19 protein-coding genes are annotated in these 19,383 nt (G+C 70.7%); 10 read left to right on the plus strand and 9 right to left on the minus strand.

The window, feature by feature from the left end; all coding sequences use genetic code 11:
* Positions 1–371: 371 nt before the first annotated feature.
* The gene (locus tag ABZ911_RS41500) at positions 372–716 is read right to left on the minus strand and encodes a GIY-YIG nuclease family protein (protein ID WP_358069648.1); all 345 of its coding nucleotides are present in this window, start codon (positions 714–716) and stop codon (positions 372–374) included.
* 326 nt (positions 717–1,042) lie between these two features.
* Here ABZ911_RS41500 and ABZ911_RS41505 point away from each other — a divergent pair, with 326 nt between their 5' ends.
* Complete coding sequence (locus tag ABZ911_RS41505; protein WP_358069651.1) at positions 1,043–2,320, plus strand: APC family permease; 1,278 nt, start codon at positions 1,043–1,045, stop codon at positions 2,318–2,320.
* Between the two features lie 141 nt (positions 2,321–2,461).
* Here the strand turns inward: ABZ911_RS41505 and ABZ911_RS41510 are convergent, their stop codons facing one another.
* Both ABZ911_RS41510 and ABZ911_RS41515 read right to left on the minus strand, forming a co-directional pair.
* Positions 2,462–3,121: a DsbA family oxidoreductase gene (locus ABZ911_RS41510; protein ID WP_358069654.1), complete on the minus strand. Its 660-nt coding sequence runs from the start codon at positions 3,119–3,121 to the stop codon at positions 2,462–2,464.
* A gap of 30 nt (positions 3,122–3,151) precedes the next feature.
* Positions 3,152–4,048, minus strand: coding sequence for a hypothetical protein (locus ABZ911_RS41515; protein WP_358069656.1), 897 nt, complete (start codon positions 4,046–4,048; stop codon positions 3,152–3,154).
* Between the two features lie 95 nt (positions 4,049–4,143).
* Here ABZ911_RS41515 and ureA point away from each other — a divergent pair, with 95 nt between their 5' ends.
* Genes ureA through ABZ911_RS41530 form a run of 3 tightly spaced genes read left to right on the plus strand, consistent with a single transcriptional unit; the run spans position 4,144 to position 7,555 of the window.
* Positions 4,144–4,839: an urease subunit gamma gene (gene ureA, locus ABZ911_RS41520; protein WP_358069659.1), complete on the plus strand. Its 696-nt coding sequence runs from the start codon at positions 4,144–4,146 to the stop codon at positions 4,837–4,839.
* Positions 4,836–6,509 carry an urease subunit alpha gene (locus ABZ911_RS41525; protein ID WP_358069662.1) on the plus strand — a complete coding sequence of 558 codons (1,674 nt, stop codon included), beginning with the start codon at positions 4,836–4,838 and terminating at the stop codon, positions 6,507–6,509. Before ureA ends, ABZ911_RS41525 begins: the two co-directional genes overlap by 4 nt.
* Before the next feature lie 11 nt (positions 6,510–6,520).
* Positions 6,521–7,555, plus strand: coding sequence for an agmatine deiminase family protein (locus ABZ911_RS41530; protein WP_358069665.1), 1,035 nt, complete (start codon positions 6,521–6,523; stop codon positions 7,553–7,555).
* Here the strand turns inward: ABZ911_RS41530 and ABZ911_RS41535 are convergent.
* Positions 7,515–8,105: a TetR/AcrR family transcriptional regulator gene (locus ABZ911_RS41535; RefSeq protein ID WP_358069668.1), complete on the minus strand. Its 591-nt coding sequence runs from the start codon at positions 8,103–8,105 to the stop codon at positions 7,515–7,517. The genes ABZ911_RS41530 and ABZ911_RS41535 overlap by 41 nt on opposite strands.
* A 43-nt stretch (positions 8,106–8,148) precedes the next feature.
* Complete coding sequence (locus tag ABZ911_RS41540) at positions 8,149–8,883, minus strand: carbon monoxide dehydrogenase subunit G (RefSeq protein WP_358069671.1); 735 nt, start codon at positions 8,881–8,883, stop codon at positions 8,149–8,151.
* A 132-nt stretch (positions 8,884–9,015) separates the two neighbouring features.
* Here ABZ911_RS41540 and ABZ911_RS41545 point away from each other — a divergent pair, with 132 nt between their 5' ends.
* The 4 genes from ABZ911_RS41545 (at position 9,016) to cydB (ending at position 12,866) form a co-directional block, all read left to right on the plus strand.
* A complete protein-coding gene (locus tag ABZ911_RS41545) occupies positions 9,016–9,465 on the plus strand; it encodes an iron chelate uptake ABC transporter family permease subunit (protein ID WP_358069700.1) in 450 nt (149 codons plus the stop codon).
* A 4-nt stretch (positions 9,466–9,469) separates the two neighbouring features.
* Entirely contained in the window at positions 9,470–10,312 is an 843-nt protein-coding gene (locus ABZ911_RS41550; protein WP_358069674.1) for a polysaccharide deacetylase family protein, read from the plus strand.
* Between the two features lie 288 nt (positions 10,313–10,600).
* Positions 10,601–11,950: a cytochrome ubiquinol oxidase subunit I gene (locus ABZ911_RS41555; protein ID WP_358069677.1), complete on the plus strand. Its 1,350-nt coding sequence runs from the start codon at positions 10,601–10,603 to the stop codon at positions 11,948–11,950.
* A 10-nt stretch (positions 11,951–11,960) separates the two neighbouring features.
* Positions 11,961–12,866, plus strand: coding sequence for a cytochrome d ubiquinol oxidase subunit II (cydB, locus tag ABZ911_RS41560; protein ID WP_358069680.1), 906 nt, complete (start codon positions 11,961–11,963; stop codon positions 12,864–12,866).
* 4 nt (positions 12,867–12,870) lie between these two features.
* Here cydB and ABZ911_RS41565 read toward each other — a convergent pair whose 3' ends face one another.
* Both ABZ911_RS41565 and ABZ911_RS41570 read right to left on the minus strand, forming a co-directional pair.
* A complete protein-coding gene (locus ABZ911_RS41565) occupies positions 12,871–13,329 on the minus strand; it encodes a group II truncated hemoglobin (protein WP_358069683.1) in 459 nt (152 codons plus the stop codon).
* A gap of 166 nt (positions 13,330–13,495) precedes the next feature.
* Entirely contained in the window at positions 13,496–14,593 is a 1,098-nt protein-coding gene (locus tag ABZ911_RS41570) for a leucine-rich repeat domain-containing protein (protein ID WP_358069686.1), read from the minus strand.
* A gap of 97 nt (positions 14,594–14,690) precedes the next feature.
* Between ABZ911_RS41570 and ABZ911_RS41575 the strand changes: the two genes are divergently transcribed.
* Together ABZ911_RS41575 and ABZ911_RS41580 are read left to right on the plus strand one after the other, a co-directional pair.
* Positions 14,691–15,965, plus strand: coding sequence for a DUF1254 domain-containing protein (locus ABZ911_RS41575; RefSeq protein WP_358069689.1), 1,275 nt, complete (start codon positions 14,691–14,693; stop codon positions 15,963–15,965).
* 430 nt (positions 15,966–16,395) lie between these two features.
* On the plus strand, positions 16,396–17,223 hold the full coding sequence (locus ABZ911_RS41580) for a nitroreductase/quinone reductase family protein (protein WP_358069691.1): 828 nt from the start codon (positions 16,396–16,398) through the stop codon (positions 17,221–17,223).
* Positions 17,224–17,294: 71 nt separating this feature from the next.
* On the opposite strand, the gene ABZ911_RS41585 is transcribed toward ABZ911_RS41580, so the two are convergent.
* Together ABZ911_RS41585 and ABZ911_RS41590 are read right to left on the minus strand one after the other, a co-directional pair.
* Complete coding sequence (locus ABZ911_RS41585) at positions 17,295–17,900, minus strand: GNAT family N-acetyltransferase (protein ID WP_358069694.1); 606 nt, start codon at positions 17,898–17,900, stop codon at positions 17,295–17,297.
* Between the two features lie 37 nt (positions 17,901–17,937).
* Positions 17,938–18,846, minus strand: coding sequence for a putative protein N(5)-glutamine methyltransferase (locus ABZ911_RS41590; RefSeq protein WP_358069697.1), 909 nt, complete (start codon positions 18,844–18,846; stop codon positions 17,938–17,940).
* Positions 18,847–19,383 lie beyond the last annotated feature (537 nt).

The following is a 19,383-nucleotide window of genomic DNA, read 5'->3' on the forward strand; positions in this document are numbered from 1 at the left end:
GTTGCCTCCCGACGTGATCGCCCAAATGCTTCACACACAGGTCGCCGAGCTCGCTCACTGCCGCGTCGAGGTCCATAAGATCATTATGTCGCCAATCATGATCAGACAGTCGAGGCTTTCCCAAGACAGATATGTCGGGTGCTTCGTCGGCGCTGATGGCTGTTACGGCAGCTGTAGATCGGGATCTGCTAGGCGCTGATCGCTGGGGTGCCTGCGAGCATGAGAACGGCCACCAGCATCATGATCGTTTGTGACGACGAATCCAAAGCGGTGGCCGCAGCCTGCCATCGGCGATGGAACGAGATCACAGCGGCATCGGTCACGTGACCGCCGACATCAGCCGCCTCAAGTAACGATCTACAGCTGCCGTATCAGTCCGTCACCGGCCGCGCGTGAACCGACTGACGCCACTCCAGCGCCTCAGCCGTGTCCCGATACTCAAGGAGATGCTGGCCCGCGATCTTCTCCAGCAGATCCCTGACCTCCGCCGGGGTGGCATGAAAGAACTCCCGGCGGAGGTTGACCTTGTTGACGCGCCGTTCGTTCAGCTGGGCGTGCAACCGCCCCTCAAGTCCCACCGCGTCTTCGCTGAAGATCAGCGCATGGGTGTCGAACCTGAACGACACGGAGGCGTCGCCCAGTTCCCGTACGCGGTCTTCGAGTTCCAAGCGGCGGGTCATGCCTATCTTGACGAGGCGCTGCGGGCGCGCTCCCACCAGCCCACGTGGAAGTCGCCCACGCCACGCTGTAGCGACACGGGCCCTTCTGCGGCGAGTTCGATTTCTCACGCGAACAGCGCCTCCGGCGAGGCTCCCCGGTGAACTCCTTGCCCACGCCGACGTGGAGGGGCGAACTCCTCCCCGGTGTATAGCCCTCGGCGAGCGGGAACCCTATCCATTGGTCGAGAAATGTGTGACTTGTGGGAAGCAGCCGGCAGTTGCCGCCGCGACAAAGGTCCTGCGGAAGGGAGCTAGTCGAAGCCTGGACAAGGGCTGCGCCGAAGAGAAGGGGGCTACCCCTGATGTCATCGCAGTCGACGTTCATGACCGTACGTCAGGCCGCCTTCATCGGCGTCGGCGCCATGGTGGGGGCCGGGATCTTCGCGCTCCTGGGCGCGGCCGGCGAGGTGGCGGGGTCGGCCGTGTGGCTGTCGTTCCTGATCGCGGGCGTTGTCGCGGCCTTGCAGGGCTATTCGTTCGCCAAGCTCGGCGCCCAATATCCATCCGCGGGAGGTCTGCTCGAGTACGTGGCCAAAGGCTTCGGTGAGGGCCACGTCACCGGCATCACCGCCTGGCTCGTCTATGTGGCCAACGCGATTGTCACCGCGATGGTGGCGGTGTCGTTCGGAAGCTACGCGAGTGCCATGTTCACCGGCGGGAACGCGACCTGGGCCAAGGTGTTCTCCGCGCTCATCATCCTCGCGATGACCGCCGTGAACATCATCGGATCAACACTCGTCGCCAAGGCGCAGACCGTGATCGTCTACGTCGTCCTGGGAATCCTCGTCATCTTCGCGGTGGTGACGATCGCCAATATGCGGCTGTCGCTGCTGGCGCCGTCCGGATACCCGCCGCTGCGCGACATCGTCGCCAGCGTCGCCCTGACGTTCTTCGCGTTCCTGGGATTCGGCATCATCACGTTCACGGCGAAGGATCTCGCCGATCCCACGCGGCAGCTTCCGCGAGCCATGTATCTCGCTCTCGGGATCGCGACGGTCATCTATGTCGCCACCGCGGTGGGCGTGTTCGGCACGCTCACAGCGGAGGAGGTCGTCTCCTCCGGCGGAACCGCGCTCGCTGTCGCCGCCGAGCCGGCACTCGGCGCGGCCGGCTACTGGCTGATGAGCGTGACCGCCCTGTTCGCCACCGCGGGAGCCACCAACTCGGGACTGTACCCGGCACCCGGTCTGTGCGAGCGACTCGCGCACACCGGGCAATTCCCGCCGGTGATGGCGCGGAGGCTCGGCGGACGAGCATCAGCCGGGCTTCTGATAGCGGCGGCGGTGTGTCTGGTTCTCGCTCTCGCTTTCAAGCTCGACGCGATCGCCTCCATCGGCAGCGCCGTCGCCCTGCTGGTCTTCATCTTCATCACCGTGGCGCATTTCCGCGTACGGACCCAGACCGGCGCCAACCCTCTCGTCCTTGGACTGGCCATCGCATCGGCCGGCGCCGTCCTGCTCACCTTCGTCTTCACCACGCTCATACACGAGCCCGCGTCAATCCTCACGCTGCTCGTCATTCTGGTGGTGAGTGTCGCCCTCGATCTCGGCTGGAAGTACCGGCACACCCACCGGGCAGGCCCACTACCGGGGGCGCACTAGTGATTACGTCCGTGTTCGCCCTTCCCGCCTGGCGCCGACCTGAGCGGCGCCTGGCGGGCGGGCAGCACGGCCTTCATGTCCCCTTCCTCACCCACGCGGGAGCCCACCACCGCCAGGGATGCCTCGCCGTAGGGGTAGGGGTCAGACGGCGCAGACGCCGTCGTCGCAGCCGTCGGCCGGGGCCGCGAGCGGGGTCTGGCCGGTGCGTTCGGCGACCTCCTCCAGGGCGGCGAGGAAGGTGTCCTCGGGCTGGGCGCCGGAGACGGAGAACTTCTCCTCGATGAGGAACAGCGGCACCCCGCTGATGCCGAGCCGCCCCGCCCGTGCGAGCTGCCCGCGCACCTCCTCGGCCCCCTCCCCGGTGTCCTCGACCCCGGCCTCGGCGGCCAGCTTGGCCAGCACGGCGGGGTCGCCGACGTTCAGCCCGTCGGTGAAGTGCGCCTTGAACAGGCCTTCGGCCATCTCGTGCCCGCGCCCCTGCCGGGTGGCGACCTCGATCAGCCGGTGCGCCTCGAACGTCCCCGCCGAGACGGCCCGGTCGAAGTCCATCTCCAGGCCCTCCTCCGCGCCGACGGTGGCGACCCTGGAGGTCATATGCGCGACGTCCGGCCCGAACTTGCGCTCCAGCGCCCGCAGCAGCGGCTCGCCCTCACTCGTCGCGTCGGGGTTGAGCTGGTAGGGCCGGTGGACGACCTCGACCTGCCCGCCCTTGGCCCGGTAGCGCGAAACCGCGCGGGCGAAGCGGACATGGCCGATGTAGCACCACGGGCACACGACATCCGAGAAGATCTCTACTTTCACACCAGAGGACAACCACTCACATTTCGGGTTTCATCCCGCCGCGAGCTCGGCCAGCCGGTGCGGCAGGTATCCGGAGTCGTCCACCAGCGCGGAGGCGCCGCGCCACCAGCCGAACCACTCCGCGCTGCGCCACATCCAGTCCACCCGCTCGATGGCGGCCACCACGTCGCCGACCGAGTGCCAGGTGGCGCCCAGGTGCTCCGGCGTCGCGCCGTGCCGCAGCGCCCAGTCGCGCAGGATGCGCATCGCCTCCGGATCGACGGCCCTGGCGTACGGGTCGGGGCGTTCGCCCGGCAGCCGGTGCGGGCCGAGCCCAGCGGCCACGCCCCAGCTCCACTGCGCCTCGGCGGGGCGGGAGTAGCGCAGCGAGGAGAAGTCCAGGTTGGAGCCGAGGGCGCCGTCGCCGCGCCGGGTGACCAGCGCGTCCAGCCGTCCACCGGCGTCGAAGTGCACGACGAGCCGCTGGCCGGGCTTGGCGTCGGCGGGCAGCCTGATGCGGTCCTCGGCCTGCCAGGAGTTGAGGTCGACGTCGGCGACCGGGCTGCCCCACAGCGTGTCGGCGGCGTCGTCGGAGATCCAGGCGGCCAGCATCTCCAGGACGGTCAGGTCGGTCCACGGGTCGATGGCGGCGGCCGTGAGGACCACTTCGTCGGGGGCGGGCAGCTTGGCCCCGCGGGCGCGCTCCCACCAGCCCACGCCGAGCTCGCCCGTGCCGACGACAAGGGCGGCCAGGGACGCCAGCTCGGCCGAGCGCCTGGTGAGCTGCGCCCCCCGGGCGAGGTCGAGGCAGTGCTCGGTACGGCTGTCGCCGAGCACCGGTCGCGCGTCGCGGATCAGCGCCTCGGCGGTCGGCCGCTCCTCGCCGAGGAGGTTGCGCACGACTCGTCGGGCCTCGGTCCTGGCGTCTTCAGCGTGTGCCTCCCGCATACCGCCACGCTACGCCCGGAGATCCTTTTCCGCGAGGTTGTACGGAGAACCTGTACCGCAATACAGTCAAGGCCGACCTGCGGAGGAGGACGCCCGTGCGCCTGACACCCACCGAGCGGGACCGGCTGCTGTTGTTCACCGCGGCGGAGCTGGCCCGCGCGCGCCGGGCTCGCGGCCTGTTGCTGAACGTGCCCGAGGCGACCGCGCTGATCGCCGACACGGTGTGCGAGGCGGCCCGCGACGGCGCCCGCCTGGCCGAGGCCATCGCCGCCGGGCGCGCGGTGCTCGGCCCCGGCGACGTGCTGCCCGGCGTGGCGGACGTGGTGGGCGAGGTGACGGTCGAGGCGGTCTTCGACGACGGCACCCGCCTGGCGGTGGTCCCCACCCCTTTCGGCCCCACCACCCTCGGCGACGACGCCCCCGGCGCCGCCATCCCCCGCGAGCCCACCGAGCCCGCCGGATCGGCCGTGTGGCTCCAGGTCCTGGTGGAGAACACGGCCGACGTGCCGATCAGCGTCACCTCCCACTTCCACTTCTTCGAGGCCAACCCGCGCCTGCGCTTCGACAGATCCCTGGCGTACGGCATGCGCCTGGCCATCCCCGCCGGCTCGACCACCCGCTTCGACCCGGGCTCGACGACCGGGGTGGACCTCGCCCCCATCGGCGGCAGCCGTACCGTCATCGGCTTCGCCGGGCTGGTCGACGGGCCGCTGGACGCGCCGGGCGCCAAGGAGGAGGCGCTGCGCAGAGCGCGCGCCTGCGGCTACCTGACCACCGGCGACCCGCGGTGACCGCCCGCGACGAGGCGCGGCGGTACATCGCCGTGCACGGCCCGCGCGCCGGGGACCGGGTGCGGCTCGGGGACACCGGCCTCGTGGTGCGGGTGGAGGCGGACTCGCAGGAGCCGGGCGAGGAGTTCCTGGCCGGGTTCGGCAAGACCGCCCGCGACGGCCTGCACCTCAAGGCGGCGGCCGTCCGCGACACCTGCGACCTGGTGATCAGCAACGTGCTGGTCATCGACCCGCTGCTCGGCGTCAGGAAGGCGTCCATCGGCGTGCGCGAGGGCCGCATCCACGCGATCGGCCGCGCGGGCAACCCCGACACGCTCGGCGGCGTGGACGTGGTGGTCGGCACCGGCACCGCGATCGTCTCGGGCGAGGGCCTGATCGCCACGGCGGGCGCGGTGGACACGCACGTGCACCTGCTGTCCCCGCGGATCATGGAGGCGTCGCTGGCCTCCGGCGTGACGACGATCATCGGGCAGGAGTTCGGCCCGGTGTGGGGGGTCGGGGTGAACTCGCCGTGGGCGCTGCGGCACGCGTTCAACGCCTTCGACGCCTGGCCGGTGAACGTCGGGTTCCTGGCCAGGGGCTCGTCGTCGGATCCGGCCCCGCTGGTGGAGGCGCTGGCGGAGGGCGGCGCGAGCGGGTTCAAGGTGCACGAGGACATGGGGGCGCACACCCGGGCGCTGGACACCGCGCTGCGGGTGGCCGAGGAGCACGACGTGCAGGTGGCGCTGCACACCGACGGCCTGAACGAGTGCCTGTCGGTGGACGACACGCTCGCCGTGCTGGAGGGCAGGACCATCCACGCCTTCCACATCGAGGGCTGCGGCGGCGGCCACGTGCCGAACGTGCTGCGCCTGGCCGGCGTGCCGAACGTGATCGGCTCCTCCACCAACCCGACGCTGCCGTTCGGCCGGGACGCGCTCGGCGAGCACTACGACATGATCTTCGCCGCGCACGGCCTGAAGGCGGACCTGCCCGGCGACGCGGCGATCGCCCGCGACCGGATCAGGGCGGGCACGATGGGCGCCGAGGACGTCCTGCACGACCTGGGCGTCATCGGCATCACCTCCTCCGACGCGCAGGGCATGGGCAGGGCGGGCGAGACGGTCAGGAGGACGTTCCAGCTCGCCGCGAAGATGAAGGCCGAGCCCGCGCCCGACGACAACGAGCGGGTCCTGCGCTACCTGGCCAAGCTGACGATCAACCCGGCCGTCGCGCACGGCCTGTCCCACGAGGTCGGCTCGATCGCGGTGGGCAAGCTGGCCGACATCGTGCTGTGGGATCCGGCCTCCTTCGGCGCCAAGCCGTGGCTGGTGCTCAAGGCGGGCTTCCCCGCCTGGGGCGTGACGGGCGACCCGAACGCCTCCACCGACGCCTGCCAGCCCCTGGTGTACGGCCCGCAGTTCGGCGCGCACGGCGCCACCGCCGCCGACCTGTCGGTGGCGTTCGTCGGCAGGGCCGCGGCCGAGGCGGGCGCCGACGCGATGACCACCAGGCGCCGCCGCGTCGCCGTCCACGGCACCAGGGGCATCGGCCCGGCCGCGATGGTCCGCAACACGCGCACCGGCGAGGTTCGCGTCGACCCGCGCACCGGACAGGTCACCCTGGACGGCGATCCGATCAGCTCCGGCCCCGCCGACTCCGTCACGCTCAACCGCCTGTACTTCCTCTGAGGGGATCAGCCATGACACCCGACGGCTACCGGATGCCCGCCGAGTGGGAGCCGCACGAGCGCACCTGGATGGCGTTCCCGACGGACAACCACACCTTCCACGACAACCTGCACGCCTCCCGTACGGCCTGGGCCGCCGTCGCCACCACGATCGCCCGCCACGAGCCGGTCGTCATGGTGGCCAACACCGGCGAGGGCGACGACGCCCGCGGCTACCTGGGGCCCGCCGTGGAGGTGGTGGAGCGCCCGCTGGACGACTCGTGGATGCGCGACATCGGGCCGACGTTCCTGGTCGACGGCCGGGGCGGGCTGGCCGCCGCCACCTGGGTGTTCAATGGGTGGGGGCAGCTGGAGTTCGCCCGCTGGGAGCTGGACTCCCAGGTGGGCGGCCTGGTCGCCGGGATGGCGGGGGCGACGCCGTACGCGTCGGGGCTGGTCAACGAGGGCGGCGGCGTGCATGTGGACGGCGAGGGCACGGTGCTGCTCACCGAGACCGTGCAGCTCGACCCGTACCGCAACCCCGGCTGGACCCGGGAGCGGGTGGAGGCCGAGCTGCGGGCCTTCCTCGGCGTGCGCAAGGCGATCTGGCTGCCGCGCGGCCTCACCGCCGACTACGGCCCGGTCGGCACCCGCGGCCACATCGACATGTTCGCCTCCTTCGTCCGCCCCGGCCTGGTCGCCGCGCACTGCCAGCCCGACCCGGCCCACCCCGACCACGAGGTGTGCAAGGAGAACATCGCCCTGCTGCGCGCCTCCACCGACGCGGCCGGCCGCCGCCTGGAGGTGGTCGAGGTGCCGGCGCCGACCGTGCTCGAGGTGGACGGCGAGCCGGTCGACTACTCCTACATCAACCACTACGTGGCCAACGGGGCGGTCGTGCTGTGCGCGTTCGGCGACCCGCGCGACGCCGAGGCGGCCGAGCTGTTCGCCCGGCTGTTCCCCGGCAGGGAGGTCGAGCTGGTGGACGCGCGGCAGATCTTCGCCGGGGGCGGCGGCATCCACTGCATCACCCAGCAGCAGCCAGCAGTCTCCGCAGCGCGCCAATGAGCACGGCCCGGTCTTTCAGCGCCGGGTCGGCCAGCGCGATCGGCATGCCCAGCCCGTCGAGCAGCGCGAGAACCTGGCTGGCCAGCTCGCCGGGCCCGGCCTGCGCCCGGAACACGCCCTCGGCCGTGCCCTCCTCGATCACCTGGGCGAGCAGGGCGCGCCAGGCCGCGTAGTCGCGCAGGAACTCCTGACGCCACTCCTCGTCCCTGAGCGCCCACCGCCACGACTCCACCCAGACCCGCCAGCCGGCGCCGGTGCCCGCGACGTGCTCGGCCACGTGCAGGAGTCGCTCCCAGGCGCCCGTCGCGGGCATGCCCTCCCTGACCGCCTCCAGGTCGCGGGCGGCCGCGTGCCGGAAGGCGGCGACCAGGAGGTCCTCGCGGTTGCCGAAGTAGTACTGCAGGGTGCTGACCGGGACGCCCGACACCTCGGCCACGTCGGCGAACCTGGTGGCCTCCGCGCCGCGTTCGGCGATCACCCGCGCGGCGTGCCCGAGCACGTCGTCACGACGGCGTCCTGACCTGCGGGCGGGAGGTTTCTGCACGCCCATGTGTCTATCACCTCCGCCGTGGACCCGGTCGCGGACGGGCGGATCAGTCGCGGCGGGGGCGGGTCGCGCGGCCGAGGACCCAGCCGATCGCGACGCTCGCCAGCGCCACACCGGCGCCCGCGCCGAACGTCGCCAGCACCACCCACGGCCGCACCTGCGTGTGCTCCTTCACCGGTACGGCCTGCCGCTCGTAGACCTGCCCCCGGCCGGAGGACGCCTGCGCGGTCCCGTTCGCGGTGCTCGCGGCATCCGGCTCCGCGAACGGGATGACGGCGGCGCCCGGAAGCGGGATGACGCCCGAGGGGGCGACTGCCGTACCCGGGAGAGCCGTGCCCTGGAGGGCGGCCACCAGTTGGGTTTCCACGGCCGCGAAGAACTCGCCCGCCGTGCGTTTGGCCACCGAGCCGAGCATGCGCTGGCCAACGCCGCCGATCATCCCGCCGACCACCGCGTCGGCGTCGTAGTCGATCCTGGTGCCGCCGTCGACCTCGCTCAGCCGTACCCGCACGGTGGCGTCGACCGTGCCGGGGGCGCCCTGCCCGCGCGCCCGCATCACGAAGCCCTCGGGCCGCGCATGGCCCGACAGCGCCACCTCGCCCTCGTACACCCCTTTGATGGAGGCGACGCCCGCGCTGACCGTCATCCGGTAGGTGTCGGGCCCCGTCTCCTCCAGGCGCTCGCACCCGGGGATGGTGCGCACGAGCACCGCCGGGTCCTGGAGCGCGTCCCACACACGATCTCTCTCGATGCCGAGCACGGCACTGCCTTCGACCTTCACAGCGCCACTCTAGGCAGATGAGACCCCACGCCTAATGGCAACTCACGCCGAGAACGCCTTGATCACGTCGTCGAGCACCACCAGCGCGGCCGGCGGCGCGCGACAGGCCGGCCATCCCGGGACCTGCTCGGGATCAACCAGGGCGCGATGATCGCTATCATGATCACTGGGTTGATCACCGCCTCGCCCATGCTGTTCGAGCATTGGTGGACGGGACCTCTCGGCGCGCTGGTCGCAGCGGTCGTGGTGTTCGCCGTCGCGGGGGGTGCGGGTACCCAGGGGTACCGCTTCATCGTCACCGGGTTCGCCCTCACCACCATCGGCGGCGCGATCACCCAGGCCGCGCTCTCCTGGCGCGGGTTGAGCGCGGCCACAGCCATCCCCTCCTGGAGGGGCGGCAGCACAGTCACGGTGTCCGCACATGGAGGAGAACCCGCAGGTTCGCCTCCACGCTGTGGGAGCGGGAGCTTCACCGCCACGCCGGGACGGCATCCGGTTCCTGGCAAGATGGGGCGACATGTTCACGGGGCGAATCGGGGGATCGCGCGGCCTGGCATGGGCCGCCGCGGGCCGGGCGGCTAAGGCAGTGGCGATCACGACGGTGGCGGCGGTGTCGGCGGTGGTGGCGGGGTGTTCGGCGGAACCGGCCGGGCAGGACGCCCGGTCGGAGGGGACGCTGGAGCCGACGAGCGCGCCGACGGCCGGGGCGCGGCAGGATGGCCCGCCCGGCGTGCTGCCCCGCAAGGGCGAGGTGGGCCGGATCGCGGCGGGCGCCGGGCTGCCGCCGGTGATCAGCTCGATCCCGACCCGGCGCAAGGTGGTCTTCCTGACCATCGACGACGGCTGGGAGCAGGACCCGGGCTTCGTGGCCAAGGTGCGCAGCCAGCGCATCCCGATCACCACCTTCGCGATGCGCGACGCGGTGGAGGCGACCGGCACGCCGGACACCTCCGGCGGCGCGGGCCGCTACGTCGGCGCCGGCAAATGGGGATATTTCCGTACTTTGCGTGATGCTGGGGTGGCGATCGAGAACCACACGCTCTCCCACCCGAACCTGCGCACGATGGGCTTCGACGCGCAGAAGCGGGAGATCTGCCGCGCCTCCGCGCTGATCCGCAAGGAGATCGGCGCCCGCCCGACCCTGTTCAGGCCGCCCTTCGGCAACTACAACACCGACACCCTGCGCGCGGCGAAGTCCTGCGGCATCGAGGCCGTCCTGCTCTGGACGGCCACCGTCCAGCCGGGCGGGAAGATCGCCTACCAGGTCCCCGACAAGCGGCTGCGCCCCGGCGACATCCTGCTGCTGCACTTCCGCCCCAACCTGGCCAGGGACTTCCAGATCCTGGTCGACAAGATCAAGCGGCGCGGCTACGAACTCGGCAACCTGGAGGCCTACCTGACGGCGGCGAGGGTCCGCCAGGCGGGGTAGGCGGGAGTCACCCCAGCGGGGGACGAAGATTCCCCACCTTCACGGCACAGTGGGTCTCCAGGGGAGGTACCTGCAACAAGGGGATCGCAGGTAGTACGGGGGCGAACCGCCGGGAACTGTGAGGGTGACCGGGGCAGAACGTCGGAGGGTGCCGGGTGTGCGGCCGGGCATCCTCCGGCCACCACGTGTGACAAAGATCGCAGCCCTCCCTCGTCGCATTGCTCTACAAGCCGTAGTACTACTTTTTGTAGCACTACAAGCTGTAGAGCTCAGACCCGTGAGGGGAAGATGGACGCATTGGATCTGGCGCGGTGGCAGTTCGGGGTGACCACCGTGTACCACTTTCTGTTCGTGCCGCTGACGATCGGCCTCGGCGTCTTCGTGGCCGGCCTGCAGACCGCCTGGCACCGCACGGGGAAGGAGCACTACCTCAGGCTGACGAAGTTCTTCGGGAAGCTCTTCCTGATCAACTTCGCCATGGGCGTGGTGACCGGCATCGTGCAGGAGTTCCAGTTCGGGATGAACTGGAGTGAGTACTCCGTCTTCGTGGGCGACGTCTTCGGCGCGCCGCTGGCCCTGGAGGCGCTGCTCGCCTTCTTCATGGAGTCCACCTTCCTCGGCCTGTGGATCTTCGGCTGGGACAAGCTGCCGAAGAGGATCCACCTCGCGTGCATCTGGGCCGCCGCGATCGGCTCGAACCTGTCGGCCTACTTCATCCTGGCCGCCAACGCCTGGATGAAGCACCCGGTCGGCTACGAGGTGGTCGACGGCAAGGCCAGGATGAACGACCTGTGGGCGGTGCTGACCAACTCGACCGCGCTGGCCCAGGTGCCGCACACGGTCGCCGGGGCGTTCGTGGTGGCGGGCGGTTTCGTGCTGGCGGTGAGCGGCTACCGGCTGCTCAAGGACCGGCGCGACATGTGGCGCGGCAGCCTGCGGGCGGCGCTGGTCATGACCGCGATCGCGGGAGCCGTCGTGGCGGGCACCGGCGACATGTCCGCCAAACTGCTGCACGAGCAGCAGCCCATGAAGCTGGCCGCCGCCGAGGGCCTGGAGCACGACACCAAGGGGGCGCCGTTCTCGGTCGCGCCCGGGATCGAGATCCCGAAGGTGCTCAGCTTCCTGGCCACCAACGACTTCGACGCCACCATCAGGGGCACCGAGAGCCTGCAGGCCGACTTCGAGAAGAGGTTCGGCCCCGGCGACTACCGGCCCGACGCCACGATCACCTTCTGGTCCTTCCGCCTGATGATCGTCTTCGGCATGGCCACGGTCGGGCTGTCGGTGCTGGGCCTCTGGCTGACCCGCCGCAGGCGGCCCGTGCCCGGCTGGTTCGCCAGGACGCTGCTGCTGGCGCTGCCGCTGCCACTGCTCGCGGTGATCTCCGGCTGGCTGCTGAGCGAGATGGGACGGCAGCCGTGGACGGTGGCCGGTGAGCTGCTGACCGCGGCGAGCGTCTCCCCCGGGGTGAGCCTGGCCGAGGTGGCGATCTCACTGAGCGTCTTCACCGCCCTGTACGGCGGGCTCGCCGTCGCCGAGGTCGTCCTGCTGGCCCGCCACGTCCGCAAGGGCCCCGAGGAGCCCCCCGTCCCCGCCGAGCCGCTCGCGCCCAGGCGTGAGCCGTCCCTGATGTACTGAGGCGCACATCATGATCACTTTGTGGTTCGTCATCATCGCCTTCCTCTGGACCGGCTACTTCGTCCTGGAGGGCTTCGACTTCGGCGTCGGCCTGCTCGCGCCGTTCGTGGGCAGGACGGAGAGCGAGCGCAAGCAGGCCCTGCAGAGCATCGGACCGGTGTGGGACGGCAACGAGGTGTGGCTGATCACCGCGGTCGGCGCCATGTTCGCCGCCTTCCCCGCCTGGTACGCCGGCCTGCTCAGCTCCTTCTATTTGCCGCTCACCCTCGTCCTGGTCGGCCTGATCATGCGCGGCATCGGCCTGGAGTGGCGCGGCAAGGTCACCCGCCCGTCCGAGCGCGCCTGGTGCGACCTGTTCGTCCTGCTCGGCAGCGCGCTGCCGGCGTTCCTCTGGGGTGCGATCTTCGCCGACGTGATACTCGGCAGCGGCGTCGCCGCGCTGGTGGGCGGCGTGTTCTCGCTCGCGGTGTGCGTCCTGCACGGCGCGGTGTTCCTCGCCCTCAAGACCGAGGGCCGGGTACGGCTGCGCGCCCGCCGCGCCGCCCTCGCCGCGACGGCCGTGGTGATCCCGCTGGCCGTGGTTGCGCTCCCGGCCATCCCGGCGGGCGGGAGCGTGCCCGGCTGGATCGCGGCGGGCGGCGCGATGGCGCTGCTGGCCGCGGGCGGCTCGCTGATCTGGCGGCGCCGCGAGGGCTGGGCGTTCGCGGCGACCGCGGGCGCGATCGCGCTGGCCTCGACCGCGGTGTTCGTCATGCTGTGGCGGGCGCCGCTGCCCGGCCTGACCCCGGCGGAGGCGGCCTCCGGGCCGTACACGCTGGGTGTGCTGAGCTGGATCGGCCTGGCCATCCTGCCCTTCGTGCTCGGCTACCAGGGCTGGACGTACTGGGTCTTCCGCAAGCGCGTGATGGCCGCCTGAGCGCTCAGCCCTTCTCCGGCTCCGAGTCCCGCTCCCAGGTCCAGCGCGGCACCTCGCGCAGGGGGTGGAGCTCGGCGTCGGTCTTGGCCAGCGAGTTCTGCTGGGCGACCCGGGTGCCGAACTCCACGTGCGAGCGCACCGCCTCCCGGAATGCCTCGTCGTCGAGCAGCCCGGCTTCCTCGAACGCCTCCAGGTACAGCTCGGCGAACCGCTCGCGCTGCTCGTCGGTGATCGCCAGGTGGCGGTGCACCTGGATGAGGTGGTCGAAGCCCAGTTCGCGGGTGAAGCGGTCGGGCCCGCCGAAGGACTCGGCCGTGAACCAGGACAGGTGGTCCACATGGTGCGGCCTGCGCTGCGGGAACAGGGACTTGAGCACCGGATCGGCGAGAACCTTCGCGTAGAACGCCTCCTCGACCTTGCGCAGCGCCTCCTCGCCTCCGGCGTGCGTGTAGAGGCTGGTCATAAGAGGCCCTTGAGGTACGGCATCCACACTCCCTGAGAAGACGTCGTTGTAATCCCTATTACAAATGAACAGTCCCGCGAGTGTCCAGCCTTCTCAGGATAGGACGGAAATTTCCGACTACCGCTTGTGGAACCCCGACGAGCACGTCCGAAATGCCCGGGTTCACCTACAGCAGGACGGTGCAGCCCTTGGAGCGCAGCAGGTGGATCTCCTCCGGGTCGCCGTCCAGCTTGTTCCACCGCAGGTCGAGCTTCTCCAGCGCGGGCAGGTCCGCGATCGCCGCCGGGAGCGAGCGCAGCCGATTCTGGCGCAGGTCGAGATGGGTGAGCCTGGTCAGGCGGCCGATCTCGTCGGGCAGGTGGCCGAGCGCGTTGTCGCGCAGGTCGAGCTGACGCAGTTCGCCCAGTCCGCCGATCTGCGGTGGCAGCGCGGTCAGCCGGTTGCCCCGCAGGTGCAGCTCGCGCAGCTCGGTCAGGTCGCCGATGGACGAGGGCAGCCATTCCAGCCGGTTGCCGTACAGCCGCAGCTCGCGCAGTGATCGCAGGCCGCCCAGTGACTCGGGCAGCAGCGTGATGCGGTTGTCGGTGAGGTTGAGGTAGGCCAGCCGGTCGAGCCCGCCCAGCGAATCGGGGACGGAGGTGAAGCGGTTGTCGCTCAGGTACAGGTAGTCGGTGAGGTTCAGCTCGCCGATCTCGGACGGGATGTCGATGAGCGCGTTGTGGCCCAGGTCGAGCATCCGCAGGCGGGTGAGGCCGCCGATCTCGCCGGGCACCTCGGTCAGCGAGTTCTCGGCCAGGTTGAGCGACTCCAGCCCGTCGAGGCGCCACAGCACCTCGGGCACCGAGGTGAGGCCGTTCCCGCCGACCGACAGGTGCCGCAGCCGGGTCATCGCGCCCAGGCGCGGCGGCAGGATGCTGACGTCGTTGCCGTACAGGAAGAGCGACTCCAGGTACGGCGGGCAGGGTGGGAAGGTGGGGAGGCGGTTGCCGTCGAGGTGGAGGGCGCGCAGGGTGTCGAGGTCGGCCAGTTCGGCGGGCAGCGAGCGGAGCCGGTTGCCGTCGAGCCGCAGCTCGGTCAGCTCCTTGAGGCCGCCGATGGCGGCGGGCAGGTCGGTGAGGTGGTTCCAGGCCAGGTCGAGCAGGCGGATCCGGGGGAACTCGCCGATCCCGCCGGGCAGGGCGGCCAGCCCGCGGCCGGTGGCCCTGATCTCGGTGATCTCCCCTGACTCGTCGGCGACGAACACGACTCCTGACCACTCCGACATGAGCCAAGTTCCCCTTTACCGACTATCTGCGCAGCGTTGATCATGAGATTCCCAGACTCGCAGCGTATCGACACCATTCCGCGGTCAAGGGCTCTTCATGGACGATGTGCGGCAGGCGGCGGCGGACGGCTGGCTCTACGGCTTCCCGCTGATGGAGAACTACCGGACGATGTACGCCCAGGCGGTCGACTCGGCCGATCCCCGGTACGTCGGCTTCGGTGCCTTCCGTCACCATTCGGAGCCGTTCACACCCGCCAGCACCGATGTGGTGGCGCCCAACAACGACACGCCGTACTCGTGGGCGTGGCTCGATCTGCGGGCGGAGCCGTACCTGGTGACGGTTCCCCCGACCGACCGCTACTACGTGCTGCCCTTCCACGACATCGACACCCGCTATGTCGGATATATCGGGACGCGGACGACGGGGCCGGGTGCGGGCACTTTTCTGGTGGCCGGGCCCGGCTGGCATGGTGCCGTGCCGGACGAGGTGGACGGGGTGCTGCGCGCCGACTCCTACCTCGTCGGCGTGCTCGGCCGCACCTACCTGGCCGGTCCCGACGACGTGGGCGGGCTGCGCGCCGTCCAGGAGGGGTACGGCCTGCGCCCGCTCACCGGCCGCGCCGAGCCGGAGGACGTGCCGGAGTGGCCGGTCTGGACGGAGGAGTCGCTCGGCGACGCCTCCTTCTTCTCCTGCCTGGACTTCCTGCTGCGCTTCTTCCCAGTGCTGCACCAGGAGGCGGAGCTGCGGGCGCGGCTGGCGAAGATGGGCGTGGCGGGCCTGGGGACCTTCGACCACGAGACGCTCGACGTGGACACCCGGGCCGCGATCGAGCTGGGCATCTCCGACGCGCGCTCCCGGCTCGCCGCGGCGGAGTCGACGGCGGACACCTCCACCGAGTGGTACGGCACCCGCCCCCCGGAGACCGACGACTACCTGACCAAGGCGGTCGGCGTCGACAAGGCCCTGTACGGGCTGCCCCGCGAGGAGGAGTGGCACGAGGGCTGGCTCACCGACAGCGCGGGCGACCTGCCCGACGGGTCCGAGAAGAACTACGTCATCCACTTCGAGCCCGGCCGCTTGCCGCCCGCCCACTTCTTCTGGTCGATCACCATGTACCGCCTCCCGGAGCACCACCTGGTCCCCAACCCCGTCGACCGCTACTCCATCGGCGACCGCACCCCCGGCCTGGTGCACGACACCTCCGGCGCCCTCACCCTGTACCTCCAGCACGAGCGCCCCACCGACACGGAGTCCCCGAACTGGCTCCCCGCCCCCCACGGCCCGTTCATCGCCGTAATCCGCCTCTACGGCCCCGACCCCACAGTCCTGAACGGCACCTGGCATCTCCCCGCCCTCGTCCCACGCCCGTGAGACCGGAGGCCCGGGACCTGGACGAACTCGCTCGGACCGGCCGCCTGCCGTACGGCGGAGTCGACACCACCGGCTAGCGCGAGGGGTCGTGCCCATCAGCAGCCGGGCGCTGTCACGTTGCTTCGCCACGTTCGTGGCACTAAGGTCGACTTCGTGACTGCCGGGTCGGCCATGGGCCAAGAGCGAGTGGGGCACCCGGCCGCGGCGTGAGCACCGGGCGGGCCAGAGGCCCGCCTTTCTCGTTTCAGCGCAACCTTTCCTCGTGCCTGGCGATGTCGATCGCCGCCGATTTCGCGCGCCCTTCATGGACCGGCTCCGTCGCTGAGCCGCCGCGCGCCTTCCCACCATTCCCGCACCACGGCCGCGGTTTCGCCCTGTGGTGATTCCGCCATGCCCGCGGGCACATCGATCCCGGAGAAGAACACAGAGAATGCCGAACGATTTCAACCAGCAGATCATCGAAGAGTTCCGAGCCAACGGCGGGAGGGTCGGCGGCTACTTCGAGGGAGCCCGCCTGCTCCTGCTGACCACCACCGGAGCCCGATCCGGCGCCCCGCACACGACCCCCGTCGGCTACCTCCCCGACGGTGGCGAGCGGACGCTGATCATCGCCTCGGCCGGGGGCGCGCCGAACCATCCGGCCTGGTTCCACAACCTGGTGGCCAATCCGCTCGTCAAGGTCGAGGACGGCGTCTTCACCTACGAGGCGCGGGCCACCGTCCTGGAAGGCGCCGAACGCGACCGCGCCTTCGCCCGCGCGGTCGAGGCCGACCCCGGCTGGGCCGGCTACCAGGCCAAGACGACACGTGTCATCCCCGTGGTCGCCCTCCAGCAGGTCACGGGCGGCCCCCCGAACGCGGCGTCCTGGGGAGAGGCCCTCAGGCTGATCCACAACGCGTTCCGGCGGGAGCTCGCCCTGATCCGCAAGGAGGTCACCGAGTCGGGTCCCCAACTGGGCGCCCAGCTCCGGGTGAACTGCCTGACCCTCTGCCAGGGTCTGCACCACCACCACACCGGCGAGGACGCCGGGATCTTCCCGATGCTCGCCGAGCGCCACCCCGAACTCGCCCCGACCCTGGACCGGCTGCGCGGGGAACACGAGAAGATCGCGTCCCTCCTTGACGACCTACAGAAGGTCATCTCCACCGAGGGTGTGGACCGCCAGTTGGTGCTTCCCGAGGTCGAGCGGCTCATCGACGAGCTCGAAAGCCATCTGACCTACGAGGAGGAGCAGCTCATCCCGCTGCTCGACGCGTGACACGCTGAACTAGATGGCGGCCCGCGCCTCCCTGGCCTGACCGGCCGGGAGGCGCGAGGACGCCGGTCGCCTCAGCGGGCGGGCAGGGTCGGGTGGGGTTCGCCGGCCACGGTGCTGGTGATGGCCCACCGTTCGTGATCCCGCCAGGCGCCGTCGATGAACAGCATGCCGGGCGCGTAGCCCTCCTTGCGGAAGCCGTGCCGCCGGACCAGGTTCAGGGAGGCCTGGTTGCCGGGCTGGATGTTGGCTTCCAGCCGGTGGAGCCGCAACTGCTCGAACGCGTAGCGCAGCACCAGGCCGAGGCCCTCCGACATGTACCCCTGGCCGGCGGCCGGAGCGAAGGCCGCGTAGCCGAGGGAGGCGCCCTGGAAACGTCCGCGGATGATGCTGTTGATGTTGATGTTGCCCGCGATGGCGCCGGTGTCACGTACACAGACCAGCAGACCCTGGGCGGACGACGGGTCGTCGAACCGTTCGAGGTAGGCCCGGAACTCCTGCGGTGTGGTGGGCAGAGACATCCACGGGAGGTGCAGGTCGGCGCTGGCGCGGACCAGTTCGGTGAACTCGTCCTGGTCCTCGCCCGCGATCGGGCGCAAGGTCACCCGAGAGGACTCTCCCCGCTGACCGGCGAGGAACGTCTCGACCGCCGTCCGTCCGGCGCCATCGTTCTGCGTCACGGATGGAAGGTATCGCGGCTCGCCGACGGACCCCATCTCAGGTCCGTCCCGCCTGCGGCGCGACCCCGCTCCGGAACGTGGGCCTGGTGCCGATGACCACGGTGGCGTTCAGCTCGTCGTCCGTGACCACCCGGGGGACCAGCCCGCTGCGGGCGATGGTCTCGACGGTCTGCGACGCCTGGCCTTCGCTCGTCTCGACCAGCAGGTAGCCGCCCGGCGCGAGCCACTGTGGCGCCGCTGCGGCCACCTGCCGTACGACGTCGAGGCCGTCCGCGCCCCCGTCGAGCGCCACCCACGGCTCGTGGATGCGGGCCTCCGCGGGCAGCAGTCTGATCGCCTCGGTGGGGACGTAGGGCGGGCTGGCGACCAGGACGTCGACACGGCCTCGCAGCATCGAGGGCAACGGCTCGTAGAGATCGCCCTCGTACACCTGGCCGCCGGTGAGGTTGCGGCGGGCGCACAGCACCGCGGCGGGGTCGATGTCGACGGCGTGCAACTCCACCCCGTCCAGGGCCGCGACCAGCGCGGCCCCCATCGCGCCCGAGCCGCAGCACAGGTCGACGACGACGGCTCGCGGCCGGTCGTGCACCTGGTCGGCGGGATGGTCAGGGCCGGCGGCCAGGCGCGCGAGAGCAGCGGCCTGATCCGCGGAGCCGGCAGCCTGGCGGACGAGGGCGGCGGCCTGCCCGACGAGGAACTCGGTACGCCGCCGGGGCACGAACACCCCGGGATCCACGGCTATCCGCAGACCGCAGAACTCCGCCCAGCCGAGTACGTGTTCAAGGGGAAGGCCGTCGACTCGCCGGTCCACCATGGCGGCGAGATCGGCCGGCGTGCGTGCCGTGGAGATGAGCAACCGCGCCTCGTCCTCGGCGAAGACACAACCGGCGGCGCGAAGCTTGGAGACGATGACAGAGGTGGTACGAGATGACGGGGGAACCGACATTAGAGCCCTTCGGGAAGCCGATGGGCGCTCTCCCGGTCACCTACGCAGGGTGAACCGCGCGGCCGTGAGATGAGAGCACCCAGCCTGATCTGGCGTTAATGGGTCTCACCTCCTAGGTAGGTCCACTGCTGGACGTCGAGACCATACCTGAGCCAGAACCGGACACGCAAACACACTACGACGCCCCGAAACTCCGACGCCCCTCCTCCAGCGCGTTCCGACCGAGTCCCCGCCGCACAGGGACTCAATATCTGCCTCGATCCGGATCGGCGGATCGGTGTCGTCGTGCTGAGCAGCACCTCCCGATCTGTGGACGGCACGGCCTCCGCCCTGTTCCGAGCCTTGACGTCCTGAGGCCTGCGTCTTCCCGAGTCACCCTCTCGGGAAGACGCCGGGCCCCAGATAGCCAACACCACCCCCTCCGGGGATTCTGGATAGCTAGTACTCCAGCCGCACTTCTTGCTCTGACCAGGGCTTATGGCCTTAGCGCTTAAGCCCGGTGGAACGTGAGACGGCCACCGCTGTGATCATTCAGGT

The organism is Nonomuraea sp. NPDC046570 (assembly GCF_040645915.1).
In the GTDB taxonomy this organism is placed as follows: domain Bacteria; phylum Actinomycetota; class Actinomycetes; order Streptosporangiales; family Streptosporangiaceae; genus Nonomuraea.